The 18,248-nt window shown below is 60.2% G+C and carries 17 protein-coding genes; 5 read left to right on the top strand and 12 right to left on the bottom strand.

Features of this window, described 5'->3' with window-relative positions; genetic code table 11:
* Positions 1-26 precede the first annotated feature (26 nt).
* From Q4Q11_RS06720 to Q4Q11_RS06695, 6 genes are all read right to left on the bottom strand, one after another.
* On the bottom strand, positions 27-1,046 hold the full coding sequence (locus tag Q4Q11_RS06720; RefSeq protein WP_498569005.1) for a branched-chain amino acid ABC transporter permease: 1,020 nt from the start codon (positions 1,044-1,046) through the stop codon (positions 27-29).
* Positions 1,043-1,939 carry a branched-chain amino acid ABC transporter permease gene (locus tag Q4Q11_RS06715; protein ID WP_498569004.1) on the bottom strand — a complete coding sequence of 299 codons (897 nt, stop codon included), beginning with the start codon at positions 1,937-1,939 and terminating at the stop codon, positions 1,043-1,045. The genes Q4Q11_RS06720 and Q4Q11_RS06715 overlap by 4 nt, the downstream gene beginning before the upstream one ends.
* Complete coding sequence (locus Q4Q11_RS06710) at positions 1,936-2,664, bottom strand: branched-chain amino acid ABC transporter ATP-binding protein (RefSeq protein ID WP_112511719.1); 729 nt, start codon at positions 2,662-2,664, stop codon at positions 1,936-1,938. Before Q4Q11_RS06710 ends, Q4Q11_RS06715 begins: the two co-directional genes overlap by 4 nt.
* Complete coding sequence (locus Q4Q11_RS06705; protein ID WP_498569003.1) at positions 2,661-3,413, bottom strand: ABC transporter ATP-binding protein; 753 nt, start codon at positions 3,411-3,413, stop codon at positions 2,661-2,663. Before Q4Q11_RS06705 ends, Q4Q11_RS06710 begins: the two co-directional genes overlap by 4 nt.
* A gap of 7 nt (positions 3,414-3,420) precedes the next feature.
* Entirely contained in the window at positions 3,421-4,737 is a 1,317-nt protein-coding gene (locus Q4Q11_RS06700) for an ABC transporter substrate-binding protein (protein WP_498569002.1), read from the bottom strand.
* An 82-nt stretch (positions 4,738-4,819) separates the two neighbouring features.
* Complete coding sequence (locus tag Q4Q11_RS06695) at positions 4,820-6,271, bottom strand: aldehyde dehydrogenase (RefSeq protein WP_498569001.1); 1,452 nt, start codon at positions 6,269-6,271, stop codon at positions 4,820-4,822.
* Positions 6,272-6,515: 244 nt separating this feature from the next.
* On the opposite strand from Q4Q11_RS06695, the gene Q4Q11_RS06690 reads away from it, so the two are divergent.
* Positions 6,516-7,415: a helix-turn-helix transcriptional regulator gene (locus tag Q4Q11_RS06690; RefSeq protein ID WP_498569000.1), complete on the top strand. Its 900-nt coding sequence runs from the start codon at positions 6,516-6,518 to the stop codon at positions 7,413-7,415.
* A gap of 29 nt (positions 7,416-7,444) precedes the next feature.
* On the opposite strand, the gene Q4Q11_RS06685 is transcribed toward Q4Q11_RS06690, so the two are convergent.
* Both Q4Q11_RS06685 and Q4Q11_RS06680 read right to left on the bottom strand, forming a co-directional pair.
* Positions 7,445-9,601, bottom strand: coding sequence for an acetate--CoA ligase family protein (locus tag Q4Q11_RS06685; protein ID WP_498568999.1), 2,157 nt, complete (start codon positions 9,599-9,601; stop codon positions 7,445-7,447).
* Positions 9,602-9,613: 12 nt separating this feature from the next.
* Complete coding sequence (locus Q4Q11_RS06680) at positions 9,614-10,453, bottom strand: p-hydroxycinnamoyl CoA hydratase/lyase (RefSeq protein WP_112511737.1); 840 nt, start codon at positions 10,451-10,453, stop codon at positions 9,614-9,616.
* Positions 10,454-10,761: 308 nt separating this feature from the next.
* Here Q4Q11_RS06680 and Q4Q11_RS06675 point away from each other — a divergent pair, with 308 nt between their 5' ends.
* Positions 10,762-11,250: a MarR family winged helix-turn-helix transcriptional regulator gene (locus tag Q4Q11_RS06675; protein ID WP_498568998.1), complete on the top strand. Its 489-nt coding sequence runs from the start codon at positions 10,762-10,764 to the stop codon at positions 11,248-11,250.
* A 281-nt stretch (positions 11,251-11,531) separates the two neighbouring features.
* Here Q4Q11_RS06675 and Q4Q11_RS06670 read toward each other — a convergent pair whose 3' ends face one another.
* A complete protein-coding gene (locus tag Q4Q11_RS06670) occupies positions 11,532-12,122 on the bottom strand; it encodes a TetR/AcrR family transcriptional regulator (RefSeq protein WP_498568997.1) in 591 nt (196 codons plus the stop codon).
* A 322-nt stretch (positions 12,123-12,444) separates the two neighbouring features.
* Between Q4Q11_RS06670 and Q4Q11_RS06665 the strand changes: the two genes are divergently transcribed.
* On the top strand, positions 12,445-13,242 hold the full coding sequence (locus Q4Q11_RS06665; RefSeq protein WP_498568996.1) for an alpha/beta fold hydrolase: 798 nt from the start codon (positions 12,445-12,447) through the stop codon (positions 13,240-13,242).
* A gap of 946 nt (positions 13,243-14,188) precedes the next feature.
* Complete coding sequence (locus tag Q4Q11_RS06660) at positions 14,189-14,512, top strand: DUF736 domain-containing protein (RefSeq protein WP_498568995.1); 324 nt, start codon at positions 14,189-14,191, stop codon at positions 14,510-14,512.
* A gap of 681 nt (positions 14,513-15,193) precedes the next feature.
* Here the strand turns inward: Q4Q11_RS06660 and Q4Q11_RS06655 are convergent.
* Positions 15,194-16,390, bottom strand: a complete 1,197-nt coding sequence (locus tag Q4Q11_RS06655; protein WP_498568994.1) for a DUF1173 domain-containing protein — start codon at positions 16,388-16,390, stop codon at positions 15,194-15,196.
* Positions 16,391-16,663: 273 nt separating this feature from the next.
* Here Q4Q11_RS06655 and Q4Q11_RS06650 point away from each other — a divergent pair, with 273 nt between their 5' ends.
* Positions 16,664-16,939, top strand: a complete 276-nt coding sequence (locus Q4Q11_RS06650; protein ID WP_498568993.1) for a hypothetical protein — start codon at positions 16,664-16,666, stop codon at positions 16,937-16,939.
* On the opposite strand, the gene Q4Q11_RS06645 is transcribed toward Q4Q11_RS06650, so the two are convergent.
* Positions 16,893-17,306: a hypothetical protein gene (locus Q4Q11_RS06645; RefSeq protein WP_498568992.1), complete on the bottom strand. Its 414-nt coding sequence runs from the start codon at positions 17,304-17,306 to the stop codon at positions 16,893-16,895. The genes Q4Q11_RS06650 and Q4Q11_RS06645 overlap by 47 nt on opposite strands.
* Positions 17,303-18,016 (bottom strand): ParA family protein, encoded by a 714-nt coding sequence (locus Q4Q11_RS06640; RefSeq protein WP_498568991.1) that lies wholly within the window; start codon positions 18,014-18,016, stop codon positions 17,303-17,305. Before Q4Q11_RS06640 ends, Q4Q11_RS06645 begins: the two co-directional genes overlap by 4 nt.
* Positions 18,017-18,248 lie beyond the last annotated feature (232 nt).

Here is an 18,248-nt window from a genome sequence, read left to right as displayed (position 1 = left end):
AATGAAATGCGAGCGAACGCCCACCGCTATTGTCTATCCTTGAGGAGATCAGAAAACGTCAGCCGATAGCCCACGGGCAGAAGCTGCAGTTCAAAGCGGCGTTCGATTTCGCCCCAGAGGCCGCGCGGCAGATAGAGGGAAAAGAGCACCGCTGTCGCGCCGAGGCCGACCAGATACCAGACCCCCGTTCCGCCGAAGACGGTCTCGACGACGAAGAAGAGAATGGCGCCGAGGATCGCGCCCTCGAACTTGCCGATCCCGCCAACCAGCACCATGAAAATCATGTAGGCGGTCCACTGCACGCTGAAATAGGTCTTGGGCTGGAAGGTGACGGCCGTTGCCAGCCACAGGCCGCCGGCAACACCGATGCCGAAGGCGGCAAGAACAAAGAGCAGGCGTTTTGTCGCCGCGACACGGACGCCGACGGAGGTTGCCGCATCCTCATTGTCGCGGATTGCCTGCATGGCGGCGCCAGCTCTGCTCCGCATCAGAGCGAAGAGCGCCCCGAGAAGAGCGACCATGGCCGCCAGCGCCAGCCAATAGATCGCCACGCGCCGCGTGGAGCTGTCATAGGCGTTCAAGGAAATCAGCGAGGTCCCGGTTTCGCCCTGAATGAGGCGATCGAGATTGACGAGCAAATGCGCAAGCTCGGCTAGTACCCACATGCCGATGGCAAACTCGCCTCCCTTCAGCCGCAGCATCAGCCACGAGAGTGGTAGCGATATGGCACCGGTGACGACTGCTGCGGCGATGAGCGAAACGAAGGGATCGAGCCCTGCATCTGCCAGACGAATGGTGAAATAGGCGCCAAGGCCGAAGAAGACCTGCTGGCCGACGGAGACGAGGCCGCCGAAGCCTGCGAGCGCATTCCACATGGCCGCCAGGATCACGTAGATGAAGAGGGCGGTCATGCGATCGGTGACGCCGGCGCTGGCGATGGTAGGCATTGCGGCGAGAAGGCCGACCGCCACCATCATCGCAGCAAGTGTCATTCGCGAGGACGCGGTCCAGCGCTCGACGGAAATTCCAGGCGCGATCGTACTCATGACGGGCTCCGAAGACGCGTGCGGATTTTACCGAAGCTCAGGAAGCCGAACTGGTGCAGCCGCACGAAAAGAACGATGAGGAAGGCAATATGGCCGCCGATCAGAAAGCCCTGTGGATGGATCTGGGCACCAATCGACTGCGCCAGCCCAAGCACGATGCCGCCGAGCAAGGTTCCCCAGAGCGAACCGGCACCGCCGATGACGGCCGCCTCGAAGGCAAACAATAGCTGCGGCCCGCCCGAATAAGGATTAAAGGTCGCCCGCATGGCCAGAAACGCACCGGCAATGCCGACCGTGACCATGGTGATCGCAGTCGCGACAGCGTTGACGCGGCGCGCATCGATGCCGACGAGACCGGCTGTATCCGGATCCTCCGCCGCGGCGCGGATCGAACGGCCGAGTGCAAAGCGGCTCAAGAACAACTGCAGCCCGCCGATGACGGCGATTGCCGTCACCATCATCAGCACGGCAAGCTTGCCGACGAAGACGTGACCGGGCAGTTGCCAGGACGCATAGGAGAGATTGCCGATGAAGGGCGCCAGCGAGCGCGTATCCGCCCCGAATTGTTCGAACAGCAGATTGTCGATGACGATCGACAGACCGAAGGTCGTCAGGATCGGCAAAAGCGTACCGCCGCGCGCGCTGCGCTCGAGGATGAAGCGCTGCAAAATCCAGCCGATGATTGCCATGAAAGGCAACACGACCAGCAGGCCGATGAAGGGCGGAATGCCGAGTTTGGCCGCCAGCAGCCAGAGGCCATAGGCAGCAGCAACGGCAAGGCTGCCATGCGCGAGATTGATGATGCGCATGACGGAGAACATGAAGGACAGGCCGCAGGCGATGACGGCATAGTAACCGCCGAGCAGAATGCCTTGAAGGAGGGTGTTGGTCACGAGACGCTCCTCTTAGCTGTCGCCCGATCCAGACCGAAATAGGCCCGTGTCACCTCCTCACGCGTCACGCCACTTACCGGCCTGTCGAGCACGATACTGCCCTCCAGCATGCAAATGACACGCGTTGCGACGCCCATGGCGCGCGCCAAATCTTGTTCGACGAGCACGATGGTCGTGCCAGAAGACAAGAGCCCTTGCAGTTGCTGATAGACGCGATCGACAACGAGCGGCGACAGGCCGAGAGAGACCTCGTCGAGCAGGAGAATGTCGGGATTGCTCATCAGCGCCCGACCGATCGCCGTTGCCTGCTGCTCACCACCCGACAGATGGCCCGTCTTGGCGTGCTGTCGCGGCTTCAGGTTTGGAAAGGCATCAAAGACGCGCTCGACCGTCCACTCACCCTTGCGGCCGGCGCTGGTGCCGAGCAGCAGATTTTCCACGACCGTCATCTGCGAGAATAGTCGTCTCCCCTCCGGAACGAGTGCAATGCCCCTGGCGATACGCTTGTGCGCGGGAACCGCCGTGACGTCTTCACCGTCGAGCAAGATCTGGCCGGCATTGGGTAGATGCGCACCGGCGATGGACCGCAGCAGCGTCGTCTTGCCTGCTCCATTGGCGCCGACAAGTGCCAGCACCTCTCCCTTGGCGAGATCGAAACTGATGCCGCGCACCGCCTGCAAAAGGCCGTGCCTGACATCGAGATTGCGAACGGAAAGAATGCTCATGCGGGCGTTCCTCCAAGATAGGCGCGCACCACTTCGGCATCGCTCATGACGGCCTTCGGATCGCCATCGGCGATGATCTTGCCGGCATCCATGCAGATCAGCCGTTCGACGACCTGCAAGAGGATGTGAACGATATGCTCGATCCAGACGATGCCGATGCCGCGCCGCCGCAGTTCGAGAATGGTGCCGACGAGTTCTTGTGCCTCGCCATCCGTCAACCCGCCACCGATCTCGTCGAGCAGCAGCAGGCGCGGACCGGTCGCAAGCGCGCGAGCCAGCTCAAGCCGCTTGCGATCGAGCAGGCCGAGCGTGTCGGCGCGGCGATTGGCGACGCCGAGCATGCCGCATAGCCGCAGAGAATCGACAACGCGCTCATAGGCCTCGTCACGGCTCGATACCTTACCGTGCGCGGCTGCGACGAAGACATTCTCGAATGTCGTCATGCCGCTGAACGGTTTTGGAATCTGGTGCGTCCTGACCAGACCCGCCCTGCAGCGATCGGCCGCCGTCAAAGCCGTCACATTCCGGCCATCAAAGGTGATCGTTCCAGTATTCAAAGCAAAGGCGCCGGCCAGTGCGCTCAGCAAGGTCGTCTTGCCGGCTCCGTTCGGGCCGACGATGCCGACGGCATCGCCGTCTCCCATGGAAAAGTCGAGATTTTCGAGGACCACAAGCGCCCCAAAGCGCTTGTGGATCCCCTTGGCCGCGAGAAACTCGCCGCCCGGCCGATGTCCTTCTTGTCCCTGCACGATAGCCTTACCCATTGTAGGCGATGAGTTTGGCGGCAACGGGCACATTCGGATCGGTGGCGTGTTCGGTCACGACATAGTCGAGCGCGAATTTCGAGCCGGCCTTCGCCTTGACCCATTGCGTGCCGATGATCGGTCCGGGAGAGACATTGGCGACAGGACCGCTGGTAAAATCCACCTTGCCGGCGATCGTCGTCGTCTTCAGCGTGCTCAGCGCCTTGGCAACGGCCTGCTTGCTCTTCGCATCCGAGGCGGCTTTGAGCGCATCGAACCCCGCATCGATAAGCGCCAGGCTCGCGCCGAGCTGCTGCGTCCATTGCTTGCCGCTCGCCACCTCGTAGCCGTCGGCAAGCTCAGGACCGGAAACGCCGGTCAGCGACGACTTGTAGGGGAAGGCTTTATGCCAATAGGCGGCACTGGCGATGTTGACACCGAGGTCGCCGAGCGCCTCGATATCGGACGGAAACAGCCCTGTCTTGGCGACCTGGCAGATCTTGATCTGCTGGATGAGGCCCTGCTGCGCCGCCTGACGCCAGAAGGCGGCAAAATCCGGCGGGATCGGGAAGCTGTTGAAGATCTCGACGCCTTCCTGACGGAAGAGCGCGATCTGGGACGAAAAATCCGTAGTTCCCGTCTCATAGGCGCCGGGATCGACGATGGTAAAGCCGGCTTTGGCGAGCGCCGGCGCCAGATTGGCGCGGATCGCGTTGCCATCGGCATCGTTCGGATACATGACGCCGACCTTCTTGTTGGTCTCGATCAGGTTCCATTGCGAGATATAGGTTTTTAGGAACTCACCGACGCCGAAGCCGAAGTGATAGGTCCATTTGAACGGCGACGCCGCGCCGGGCTTGGCGCCGCGCCCGAAATACCAGGCCTCCCATGGCATGACCGTCGACAGGCACGGCACGCCCGCCGCCTCGCAGGCATCTGCGACTGGATTGATGGTTTCAGGCGTCGAGACCGCCAGCATCAGATCGACCGCCTGGTTGTTGATCAGGTCCTTTGCCAACTGGCCGGCGCGCGACGGATCGGACTGCGTGTCGCGGTCGAGAATTTCAACCTTCCAGGTCTTGCCGCCGGCCTGTAATCCATTGGCCAGCGCCTTGCGCGCCAATTCCAGCACATAGCCGTCCGTCTCGCCGAAGCCGCCGAGCGGGCCTGTGCGCGGGCTGATAAAGCCGATCTTGAGCGTATCGTCGGCCGCGAATGCCGCCCGCCCGCCGAAAGCCAGTGCTGCACTCCCTGCAGCCGTTGCCGCCATGAACGAACGTCGGGTCAGCGATGCGGCGTTGATACCCGTTCCGATGAGATTGTTGGTCATGCAATCGTTCCTCCCCATTTTCGAGGCCCTCTCGCCCCGATGCTTCTTCTTCAGTCTTGCCCGTTGAGCGCCTTAATGCGGCTCAGATCGGATAGTGACGCGTGCCGGACGCCAGCGTGATCCAGCGTAGCTCGGTGAACTCGTCGATCGCGGCCCCGCCGCCGAACCGGCCATAACCGCTTGACTTCACCCCGCCGAAAGGCATTTGCGGTTCGTCGGAAACCGTCGCCTCGTTGATGTGGCAGATGCCCGTCTCGATACGTTTGGCAACGGCCAGCGCCTGGTTGATGTCGCGACTGAACACTGCCGAGGACAGTCCGTATTCGTTGTCGTTGGCGATAGTGATGGCCTCCTCGACACTGTCGACGCGGATGATCGCCGCCAGCGGTCCAAAGCTTTCCTCGCGGTAGAGGCGCATGGCCGGCGTCACGTGATCGACAACGGTCGCATCCATCAGCATGCCGTTCGCATGTCCACCGCAGACGACGACCGCTCCCTTTTGCAGGGCATCGTCAACGAGCGCCCTGATCCGCCGCACTGCTTCGGCGTTGATCATGGTTCCAAGCGGCGTGTTTCCTTGACTTGGATCTCCGGCCACGAGCGTTGCGGCCTTCGCTTTGAATTTCTCGACGAATTCATCAGCGATCTCCTCGAGCAGGATGATGCGTTCCGTCGACATGCAGATCTGGCCCTGGTTCATGAAGGCGCCGAAGGCGGCGGCGCGGACCGCTTCGTCGATGTCGGCGTCGGCAAGCACGATGAAGGGGGCCTTTCCGCCGAGTTCGAGCAGGCAGCGCTTCAGATATCTCGCCGACGTTTCGGCAATGATCCGCCCGACGCGCGTCGAGCCGGTGAAGTTGATCCGCCGCACCGCCGGATGGGCGATCAGGGCCTCGACGACGGTGGCGGCATCCTTGGGAGCATTGGTGACGACATTGACGACACCCGGCGGAAAGCCCGCCTCGCGCATGACCTCGCCGATCAGGCAATGGGTCTTCGGGCAGAGTTCGGAAGCCTTGAGCACGACCGTGTTGCCGCAGGCAAGCGGCATGGCGATCGCGCGCACACCAAGGATGATCGGTGCGTTCCAGGGCGCGATGCCGACGCAGACGCCGGCGGGCTGGCGCACCGCCATGGAGACGTTGCCGGGAATGCCCGAGGGGATGATCTCACCTGCGATCTGCGTGGTCATCGAGGCCGCCTCGCGCAATATGTCGGCGGCAAGATCGCAATTGATCCTCGCCCAAAGGGCGGTTGCCCCGGTCTCTGCGATCATCGCTGCCACGAAATCCGCCGTTCGCGCAAGGAGAACATCTGCCGCCCGATTGAGCATGGCCCGGCGTTTACCCGGTCCTAGGTCCGACCATGCGGGAAAGGCAGCGGCCGCGGCATTGGCCGCCCGCGCTGCGTCCGATGTCGAGGCGGCGGGCGCAATGGTCGCGACATCGCCCGTCGCCGGATCAAGACATTCGAAGGTGGATGCATCTGACGCATCCACCGTCTCGTCATTGATCAGAAGCTTTGCCATAAACATCGCGATCGTCCGCTCCTCCGCGGGTCTTTCCCTCAAACGCATCAACGGGAGAAGGCGCGCACAGACACGCGCGGCCAGAATGGGCCTCGAATTCGGCATCTGTTGTTTGGAGTCCTCCTCCCAGAGGCTCATGAGATGAGACTACGCCATTGCAATCGGGAAGGAATGTGTTTTTCTGGGTTAATATTGTAATTATCTGGCATTTCCGGCGGCGGTATCGCGGTGCCGGCAGGAGGAGAGCTTCATGGTTTCCGATGGCGGCATCCATCACCATGCACGCGGCGAGTGGCGGGAGCCATCGCTGTCGCACCGGACGATCCGTTTTCAAAAAGGCATCTATGCCGATTTCCACCATCTGTTTCTGCTGCAGGCCGGAACGGCTGCCCTGTCGTTCGAGCCGGAGGAGCAACGATCGCTGCAAGGGCCGGCGCTCGCCTATCTGCCACCGCAAGCACGGTGCGAGCTGCGTATGGCTGCGGGTGCCGCAGGCTTCCTGATCGGCGCGTCGCCGCAGATCATGGTGGACGCGATCGGCGACCAAGCGGAATCCTATGCGCTGCGGACTTTCAGCGAGCGGCCCTTGCTGACGGACGAACCGACGCCGCATGCCGTCGAAGAGACGCTGCCGCTGGTGACGGGCTTCGTGCGGGAGCTTGGCGACCCCTCGCGTGCCTCTTGGATGGTCATCTCCGCCTATTTGCGGTTGATCCTCATGACGCTGTGGCGCACCGGCGGCAGTGAGGCGGCCGAGCAGCGCGGCCGTGGCGGCGGCGCCTCGACCCTGCAGCGGTATCGGCAATTGGTAGAGATCTGGTTCCGGCAGCACCGGCCGATCAGCGATTATGCGCGGGAACTCGGCGTCACCACCGACCGCCTGCATTCCATCTGCAGCAGCGCGCTTTCGCGCTCTCCCGTACAGCTCCTGCATGAACGCGTCGTCCAGGAGGCGAAACTGAGGCTGGAACGCTCCGCCAGGACCGTCCAGGAGATTTCGGACAGTCTTGGATTTCGCGATCCCACCTATTTCAGTCATTTCTTCAAGAGAAAGACCGGATTTTCACCCGCAAGCTACCGCGATTTTGCCAGGAAGGCGGAAGTCGCGCGCAGCGACATGCTTTCGTCGGGCTATTCGGACTGGCCGTGATCAGATTTCGAAAAGGCAAGCCTTGCAGCTCAAACACGGGTCGGCTCGGATGCCGTCAGCATCAAGGCATCCAGCGCCACCGCACCTTCGCCGTCGGGATAGATCACGACGGGATTGAGGTCTATTTCCCTGATCGCCGGTTCGGCCAGCAGCAGTTGGCCGAGTGTGGCGACGATGCGGGCGGCGGCATTCACGTCGAGCGGCGGCGAGCCGCGGAAACCCCGCAGCAAAGGCGCGTTCTTCAGCCGATGTAGCTCGCGGATGATAGCGTCAGCGGGCAGGTCGGGCGTCAGAATGCGGACGTCCCCGAGAATCTCCGCCGTAATGCCGCCGAAGCCTGCGAGGATCACAGGTCCCCAATCCGGATCGTTGCGGGCGCCGATGATCAGCTCGATGCCGCGTTTGCCCATGGCTTCGATCAGCACGCCGTCCAGGGTGAGGTCCGGGCGATGGCGCGCGACATCGGCATGCAGCTTGGCCCAGCCCTCCTTGAGGCTGGTTGCGTCCACCATTCCGACAACGACGCCACCTGCATCGCTCTTGTGGCTGAGATCGGGCGATTGCGCCTTCAGCACCACCGGATACCCGATCGCGGCAGCGGCCGTCAGGGCTTGCTCAAGGGTTGTCGCCAGGCGACCTTCAGGAAAGGGAATTCCAAGTGGCGCCAGGATTTGCTTGGCTTTATATTCGGGAATGACACCTCCGTGTGAGGGGAGGCCGGTAATCGCGACCGGAGCTGCGGTGCGGGTGGCAATGTCGCGAGCCGCGAATGCGTCAATGCGTTTCAGCGCTCGGAAGGCTCGTTCGGTCGACGGGAAATAGACGATGCCGAGCGCCCGCAACTGCGCGATATAATCGGCCGGGATGGGGGCACCCTCGTCGAGTCCTGCAAAGATCAGCGGTTTTACCGGCTTGCGCTCTTGCACCGCTTTCAGGATCGGCGGCAGCTTGATGGCTGAGGTGACGGGGTCGGTCTGGATGATGCAGGCGACAATGCTGGCGAAACGGGTATCGTCGAAGAGGGCGGTGAGTGTTCGGTGGTAAAGGTCTGGCTCGACGAGGCCCTGCGCGGTTAGATCCAGCGGATTGCTGACGCCGACGAAGGGCGGCAGGACGGCGCGCAGCGCTGGCGCGGTCTGATCGTTAATGGGAGGAAGATCCAGCCCAAGCTCCTCACACAGATCGAGCGTCAGCGCCTTGAACGCGCCGGATTCGCCAAGCACTGCCGGGCCTCCGGCGGAAAGCACCGGGCATCGCAGGGCGATCTCGGCGACGTCACCAAGTTCCTCAAGCGTCTCGACCAGGATAACGCCGGCACGTTCGACCTTGGTGCGCATGACCTCATAGTCACCGGCCATGGCGCCGGTGTGAGTTGCGGCGGATTCACGCGCCGCACTGCTTCGTCCAGGATGAAGAAGGACGATACGCTTTCCTTTCGCATGTGCTTTGTGCGCCGCGGCAAGGAAACGGGCGGGCTTGCGAAACTGTTCGACGATCATCGCGATGACCCTGGTGGAGGTGTCCTCCACCAGAAATTTCACGTAGTCTTCGACGCCACTTGCGGCTTCGTTGCCGGTCGAAATGGAATAGGAGAGGCCGAGATCGCGGCTGGCGAAGGTCACGCCGAGGACGGCAGCCATGGCACCGCTCTGCGACACGATCGCAATGCCCGCCCTGGCGCCTAGTGCCTCTGATGCGGTTTCGATGAAGGTGAGGGGGATGCGGTCAACATGGTTGACCATGCCGAGGCAGTTCGGCCCCTCGATCACCATTCCCACCTCGCTCGCTATGCGGGTGATCTCACCTTGATCGGCCAATCCTTCCTCACCGCCCTCGGCAAAGCCCGCCGAAAAGATCACCGCCGCACCGACACGTCGGCGGGCAAGCGCCTCGATAGAGGGAAGGACGGCAGCGCGCGGCACGGCAAGAACGGCCGCGTCCACCCCTTCCGGCAGGTCATCTATCGAGGCGAGGCAGGGCCGGTTCCCGATCTCGGTCCGTTTGGGGTTGATCAGATGAATGGCACCGGCATAGCCGCTGCGGTCGAGATTGGACAATACCGAAGCGCCAAGCGCGCCGGGCTTGTCGGAGGCGCCGACGATCGCCACCGATCTCGGACGCAGCAGCCGTTCCAACGAACCGCTGGGAAGAGCCGATGGGCGTGCATGAGTGGTCTCGACCGTCATGGTAGGCGCTCCTCAGGCCTGATGCTTGGATTTGTCATAGGCACCAAGCCCAGGCTTGTAGGTCTTGTCGTCGATGAACTGCTTGATACCTTCCTTGCGTCCCTCGTTATCATAACTGTTGGCTGCTTCCTGGGCGCGGACGAGGTAATCCTCGGCATTGTCGTAGGTCATCTCGCGCACGCGGCGTATGGCATCCTTGGTGGCTTTGAGCGCGACCGGGTTCTTCTGCAGCAGGATGTTGGCGACATCGCTCACGCGCGCCTTCAACTGCGCAAGCGGCAGGGATTCGTTGACGAAGCCCCATTCGGCCGCCGTCCTGCCGCCGATGTTCTCGCCGGTCAGCGCGTGGTACATGGCGTTGCGGAAGCATGTGAGTTCGGTCGCAACCTTGGCGGCGCCACCGCCGGGCAGGATGCCCCAGTTGATTTCGCTCAACCCGAATTTGGCTTCATCGGCAGCAAAGGCGAGGTCGCACGCGAAAAGGGGCCCGTAACCCCCGCCGAAGCACCAGCCGTTCACCATGGCGATGGTCGGTTTCTGATACCAGCGCAACCGGCGCCACCAGCCATAGCTCTCACGCTGCGCCTTTCGCGTACCCTGTAGACCGCGAGCCTCGGTCTCGCGGAAATATTCCTTGAGATCCATACCTGCTGACCAGGCCGTACCCTCACCGGACAGAACCAATACGCCGACATCGGTCCGAAATTCAAGTTCGTCCAGAACCTCCATCATGCGCCGATTGAGTGTGGGGCTCATGGCATTGCGTTTCTCCGGCCGGTTGAAGCTGACCCAGGCGATGCCGGCTTCAACGACGAAGGCGACGGTATCTTTTTCGGGATGTTCTGTTGTCATGATGCTGTCCTTCTTGCCGTTTGGTCCTGCCCATCAAAAGTGAACCGGCCGCAAGATCGCGACCCGTGTCGAATTGGGTAAAGCCTCGCCAGAGCCGGGCGAGCCGCGGTGAAATCCAAAATGAGGCGCCTCACGCCAGCTGGCGCGAATGTGCACGAAGCTGTTGCGATCGTTGATCGACGGATCGCGGCGCATCTGCAGATATCTGAAAGAAGCTCCTCCAATACCGGCATGTGACCTCCTTGCCGGTAATGTTATGTCTCATAGCATCATTTGATTGTTATGTGCAATAGCATTATAGCTGCATTATGGATATCGACGCCCGTACATCGAAGTTGAGCGACCCGCTCGAGACCCTGCTTGGCTATCAGTTGAGGAGGGCGTCCAATGTGATGATGGCCGATCTCGGCTCAAGGCTTCAGGCAATCGAGCTCAGGCCGGTCGAAGCTTCCATTCTGACGCTGATCGATGCCAATCCCGGCTGCACCCAGAGCGATCTCGGACGTAGCCTCGGCATCCAGCGCGCCAACATGGCTCCCTTGATGACGGGGCTGACCAAAGCCGGGCTTGTCGACCGGGTCCCCCTCGGTGGCCGGTCGCAGGCTCTTCGCCTCACGAGAACCGGTATGGAGAGGGTAAAGACGGTGCATGCCATCATCGACGCGCACGAGGCGCGGTTTCTGCGCCTTTTCGCGCCCGAGCTGCGGGACGCGGCGCTGGAAGTCCTGAAAAGTATCCGGCAAGAGGGCGAAGGGGCTTTGCGCGAGAATAATCTGGCGCCGGCGACCGGTGGTTGACCGGCTGAAGCCCTAGAGCGGTTCAGTTTTTCACGGAATCTCTGAACCGCTCTATCTCCTTGTTTTCGCGCAATTCCGGACGGAAAACCGCTGCACACTTTTCCTCGAATTGCTCTAACCGCTGGTTCTTGCAGTACTGCTCGTACTATCCATTATTGAATTGTACCGAGAAATCGATCCGCCACTACCAGAGTTCTTTGTCGAGAACGGGCGCAGGCTTCGCATGGTTCTTCCGGTAATCTTCACGGACCGCTGACTTGCACAGTTATGTGCGAAACCGTTCACGTCCTAATCAAGCCTAAACCCCGCAATGTGGTCTCTGTCAGCAGCCACAGGTCGCTTTCGTCCCGCACAACTTTAGAGAGGACATTCAGCCCGACCATGAGATTTTGCAGAGCAAGCGCCAGAGCTTGAACATCTGCGCGACTGTCAATTTCGCCTTGCTCACGCGCGATGGCCAATAGCTCTGCTATGCGCTTCGTTGAACTCTTAGCCAAACTGGTCAGCATTGGCGCCGGACCCTGGTCCGATGGGCAGAGCTCGGCAATCGAATTCACGATGATGCAGCCTTTCCCCTCCGGATCAGCAGCACGAACCCGGCAAAGGTTTCGCAGGACACTATGAAGGAGAGGCAGGATAGGTCCCTCCACTTCGGCATATAGTGGTGCGTCCGGCGCAGTGGCGGCATACCGGGAGATGATTTCGGCAAACAGCTCATCGCGCGAACCGAAGGCATTGTAGAAGCTTGATCGCGGAATGCCCAGTCGCTCGGATAAAGACTTCACGGACGCTTGCTCGTAGCCACCTCGCCGGATGACTTCCGTGGCGACATCCAAAGCTTCATTGCGGTCAAATTTACTTGGTCGTGCCAATTTTCGATCCCACTTTTTAGTTTTGTACACATATGGACAAAACAATCGAAATACAATATTCGTGCGGCAAGACGGACATAGAGCCTTCATTCAGGAGATGAAAGTGACTGCTTTGATGATGGCCCAAACTCGCAAAAAGGTCGTCAGAAGGCAGGCTGGGGTTTTGGAACTTTCTCTCACCTGGAATTGGCATCATTACAAGCCGCGCGAAGCCGTGATCCGGGCGAATGACGCTCGCCGGCAGATGACGTAGCCACCCCACCTTTCCGTCTTTCAAAGGCGCACGCCTCCGCAATATTGATATCGCAATGGAGTATTTTCCGTGTTCAATTTCTTCCTGTCGCGACCAACTGCAGTTCTCGCGCGGCTTTTGGCGTTATCGTTCACCGCGGCCACGACGCTGCTTGCTACTTCGGCATGGGCGGCCGATAGGGCGCCGGGAGCGAAGAGCATCGTCCTCGTGCATGGAGCATTCACCGATGGGGGGATCTGGTCCGATGTCATCCGACTGCTGCAGGCCAGAGGCTACCACGTTACGGCCGTTCAGAATCCTTTGACATCGCTGGCAGACGACGTAGAGGCAACGCGCCGGGTTCTCGCAAGGCAGAAAGGCGATGTTCTGCTGGTGGGTCATTCTTGGGCAGGCGCGGTTGTGAGCGAAGCCGGAAACGCTGCCAATGTGAAGGGTATTGTTTATCTTTCGGCTCTGGCCCCAGATAGCAATGAATCCGTCGCCGAATTACTAAAGAAGCGCGATGCGCCCATGGAAGGTCTCCTGCCGGACGCGAATGGTCTCGTTTGGCTCGATGACCCAACCGCATTTGCTCACGTCATGGCAGGGGATGTGTCTTCCAAACGCGTCGCCGTACTTACTGCGACCCAACAGCCGATGGCGGCGAAAGCATTCGGCGACAAAATCACCCACGCCGCGTGGCTAGACAAGCCCACCTGGTATCTGGTGACGCAGGGAGATAATGCTCTGCCGACCCATGTGCAGGAATGGATTGCTAAACACATCGGTGCCAGGACTGCGACCATCAAGTCGAGCCATATGTCGATGATCACGCATCCTTATTTTGTCGCGGATTTCATTGCTAAGGCGGCCAGGGATGTGAAGTGAATGACGATTTCGGCGACGGACCTATTAAGCGTTCACGCGTCATCAGACTAAGCTTCGTGGTCAATGCTGGTTTTTCGGATCATCTCGAAGCGGCAGAAACCAATGCGATCGCCTTGTCGGCGTCCATGCTTCTGCTCTCCATGTTGCAGATGCGGGTCCATCACGTCAGAAAGCCGAATGCTGCTGTCTGGCTTGCGGTCGCAATAAACCTCGATGCCGACGCGATCCGTGTCGACCTTGCCGGACGGAAGGTCGAGGCCGCAACCGCATCGAGCGTATGTTTGGCGAGTTGGAGATCAACCGGGCCGAGTAACACAGACGTGTCGAGCACGAGGCGGCCCAATCGACAAGGGCCGGGGTCAGGTCAGTGCAGTTCCTCACTTCGTCTTCGGCGGGAGCGTCGCCATCAAGGGAGGACGCAGCGAGGACGAGATTGCATAGACCATCCATCAGGCTGCCAGTGTCGCCGCGTGCGCCTAGGGTGGGCGATCATCGCTCGGATGCCGATGGTGTGCCAGCTTATACCTGTGCCTGCCCTCTTGCTTCGGTGACATTGCGCATCTTTCATGGAGCGGGCACCTCCAATGCCTGGCGATCGAACCGGAACGTTTAGCTGATGACGGTGAGATGACGTCGGATGTGATCGGCGCGCCGGTGTTGAAGGCGGATGGACGAAGCTAGCCTCCTCCAGACGGCGGCGGTATAAAAGATGCGCTCAGCATCTGCGGCAAAGGCCGCGACCGGATCGCCGGGCGCATCACTGTCTTGAACGTTGCAATCAGAGACCATTCCCGTTTTTGCGTCGCCTTTCTAAGGGACCGGCCGCCATCAGCGTCAACCCCTTATCAGGGGTTCCCCTGCGCTTAAGCTCCGGTGACGCCTGCGGCTCAGCCCCTTCATCGGGCGCCATCGGGAATGGTCCCGATGCAACGAAGGAGTAATGCACATGGCTACCACGATCGCAACTCTCACCGCAAAGTCCGACGGCAGCTTCGAAGGCGTCTTCGCAACCATCAGGGTCAATGCCCCGATCGCCATCATCCCCAACACCAAAAAGGCAAGCGAAGACGCCCCGGACTTCCGCGTCATCCATCGCAAGACCGGTTTCGAAATCGGCGCCGCGTGGAACCGCATTGCCCGCCAGACCGGCGAGGAATACGTCTCCGTCAAGCTCGAAGCACCCGAGATCGGCGTCATCTTTGGCAATGTCGCGCCGGCTCCGGGCGGCGAAGCCAATCGTAGGGTCATCCTCTGGAATAACCCGGCCTGATCGAGGTGGCCGATCCCAGCAGGGATCGGCCACTTCCTCCAGCCAATCGAAGACAAGCATAATGGGCAGCTATTGCCGCGTCCAAGGCTGCCTTTTGCCATTTCCTGACTGCGGCGAGCCGATGTGCATCGGTGCCGGGCCAAACGCCTGTCTTTGCAAGACCGCTATGCTTTCAGATCGACGCTATAAGCCTCGTTTCATCCTGCTCAATTTCGAAGACGATCGATGCTTGATGAAGCAGTCGGATCGTGGCGCCGTTGAAACCGTCGAATGATATCCGATGATCCGGCGGCCGACTTCCAAAACGCCGCAACCGCCCCTGCCGTCGACAAGGAACAGGGCCATTTACGAACTGCCAACTGATCGCGGCGTCCAGCCTCGCTCGCAGCGCAATCCATGGGCGCAGGGGCGTGTTGAGATGCAACAGCGCAGGGAACGGCTTGCCGTCGGCGCCGGAATGTCATGGCCGCACGGCGATCTGGGTCCCTTCTTCCTCATCGCCATCGAGCAGCCGAAGGTCTCACGCTTTGTCGCAGACCTGCCGGCAATCGAAAAAGTCTTGCGCGCGTCTCCACCCCGATCGCAGGCTTCGGATCGACTTCGATGAATTGAAGACAGATATCGACGCGCTGTTGCAGGTCTATGACGAACCGCTCGAAGGCGACGCCGAGAATTGACCACTTAGGCCGTCAACGGCGGCATTTCTTCCTCACCAGCGCGCCAAATCCAGGCAGACATATCCGATCGCGCGGTGATCATCGCGTGCAAGTCTGTTTCGAAACTTTCATCGGCGCTCGGCGGTACGATATAAAGGGCGCGGGCCGACGGCCGACGGTCCGGCAGAACCACATTTGCAAGAGGGCGCGTGCGCGCAAGGTCAAAACGCAGACCCTTGATCATCTTCTCGCGAAGCGGCGTCAATCGCTCCAGCAAGCGCTGCTCAAAGGCATTTTCGATTGGCAGCCATTGTTCCGTCACCACCATCAGCGCGATTTCATTGACGGTCACGACACCGGAAGGATGTCCGGCAATCGTTGCAATGGCGATAAGATGGGAGGATTCGTTGCTTCGCCATAACGTTAGTTCCGTCTCGAAGCGGTGCTGCAATAGCCGCCATGCAGCCTCCTCAAGATGGAGGAGAAAACCCGGCATGTGTTTAATGACCACGATCTGGCCTTCCCTTGCCGGTGAAAACTCCTTTATCTCCGCAACCAAAACCATCAGCTTTCTGGGGCCGGACGACGCTTCAAACAATGCAGACAGCGCCTGCATCCTGCGTTGCTCGATAACGACCTTGTCGTCGGCTCGGAACGGCTCGGGGATAAAGACGCGCTCCGCAAGGCTCTGCTGGCGCACCGACATCATCCCAGCCGCTTCCTGAAGATGATGATAGACCTGCCGCCAATGCCGCTTGCCTACCCAATGCGCCGTCCATTCCGTCAAACCACTTTCATGCCAGAGGAAATGCAGCAAGCCGCGCAAGGACAATTTCCTGCCGTCGTTCTTGACGCTGTCGGCCGCTTCGCAAGCCGCCGTGGCGCCACGAGAAGAGCTGCGTTTCGACAGGGAAAAATCCAGTTTCACGATTGCCGTACCGGCAACCGGATCGAGCTTAATGGCGCCTCCCATCAGCGGGCCAAGACCCGAAAGCTCATAAGGAGGCTCGTAGGACGGACATACCGCGCTATGGTCCGCTCCGGTAAGCGGCATCCTCTTGATTGCCAAATGGTCGCCGATCTTGGCGACATACATCGCAACCCCTTCGTCGTTGCAGAGGCAGAGCGGGCGGGCCTTGTCGCGATAGGCGAGCGTCAGTCTCTGCTGGAAATCATCGGCCTCATCATTGGCTGCCACCCCATTGATCAGGAACCATCTCATCGCACTCGCCACCTTCGCGCAAGCGAGAGGCTTAAAACTTGGTGCCCCAAGCGAGAAAAACCTGTCTGCTCAGACCAATCCATTATGCCGTACGGGCAAAGCCAGTCCAAGGCCGCGCGGCCCCTCCAACTTTCTCGTCTCTCCGTTTCACGGCGTTTCGGCAAAATCGGCGCCTCCACACGCCGGCTCCGCCGGTCGTGTTCACGAGCCTTGACCTGACTTTCCCCGCCCTGCGTGCCGCCTTCACCCTTCACACCAGTCAAGGAGACGAGGATGACCAACGAACTGCACATCGATGAGCTCCGCGCCGAAGCGCGGGCTGCAGCTACGCCGGAAGAACGCCGCCAGTTCGAGGCCGAGCTCGAACTGGCTATGGGCGAGCGCGAGCTAGCTCCTGTCGAACTCGACGGACGCATCAGCGCAAAGCCGCCCTCCCGAGGTGGCTCAACCGATCTCTCTGTCGACGGCAGGGGACTGCATTGCAGGCCTTCACCAAAAGATCTCAATACCCGTTGTCCCGAAGATAGAAATCAATGGCAGCCTTCATGACCACGGCCATCTTGAGATCATTTTCATCGGCAGCGCGCTTCAGGCGCGTTTTCGTCGCCCGGTCGAGCGCGACGTTGACGAAGAACTTCACCTCCCTTTGCTTTGCCCGCTTTAAGCTCCTGAGGCTATGACGGGCCTCTTCCCGGGCAACGGCATTTTGCCTGGCATGCTCCTCCCGTTCCGCCAAAGAGCGCTTTTGCAGCATCGTGCTCTCATTCGAGGCGCCCTCAGCAAGCTGTGCTATCGACTGCCGATCGTCAGCTTCGGCTTCGGCCGAGATGTCATCCAACTTATCCGGATTGCCTCTTGTCGTACTGATCCTGCTCGCAATCGTGAAGTCTCCAAGATCGATATTGGTTTTGCTCATGCAGCATCTCCGGTGATTTTCGCCCGCCGTGTTGCCTCGATCTCCTCCACCAGGTTCAGAACTTCCCGGCGTGCCCTTCTCACCGGATCGCTCAATTCCTGCATCTGCAGGGTTCCAAGTCCGTTCTGGATCGCCCTATAGATGTTGCGCTCGAAGAGTTCAGTACTTAACAGCGCCGTTTGATAGCCGGCCTGCTGGAGGCCAACGACAAACGGACGAACGTAGCGATAGGCTTCGAGATTGCGGCCTGGGACCGTAATACGCGTACGAACGTTCAAATGCAGGATTTGCGATCCATACCGGTCGTTGATCTCGGCGACACTTGCCGCCGCCTGTCCTGCCGCTTCGATTTCCTTGATCCCGGGCTGTACCGGCGAGATCACCAGTTGCGAGGAACCGATGATCGCTTCTTGTATGGTGCTATCGACGCCCGGAGCATCGATGATGACGAGGTCGAACGAATTTTTTTGAAGGCGCGCTATCTCCATCTCAAGCGCTCGGCGCGACGCGGCAATCGTCACGTCGATGTTCTCCGGTACGTTTGCCTTGCTGTGGCAGAGCCTCCACCAGCCAGACAGATTAAGCCTTCCATCCGCATCGATCAAAAGCACCCGCTCCCCTCGCAGCGCATATTCGCCGGCAAGCAGCGTTACCAGCGTCGTCTTTCCTGCTCCGCCTTTGTTGCTGATCGCCGCGTAGACTTTTGTCATGCCTAGCTCCTTTCGCTGACCGAAAATTGCATGCTTGGCGTTGAGGCGAGATCAATCATCGAGTGGAACAAATATTATTCGATAAATGTCGCACGTCAAGCTTGTAAGCAGCGAGGAAATTCGATGTGACACAGCGAAAACTTGCAAGTGATGTAAACCATGACCGTGTTGAGTATTGCCGGAACGTTGGACAGAATGCACACGGAGGTAACGTAGAAGCAATAAGTTAGAC

Source organism: Rhizobium sp. UFLA01-1127, from assembly GCF_059803845.1.
This window is presented reverse-complemented; position numbering and strand designations above follow the sequence as displayed.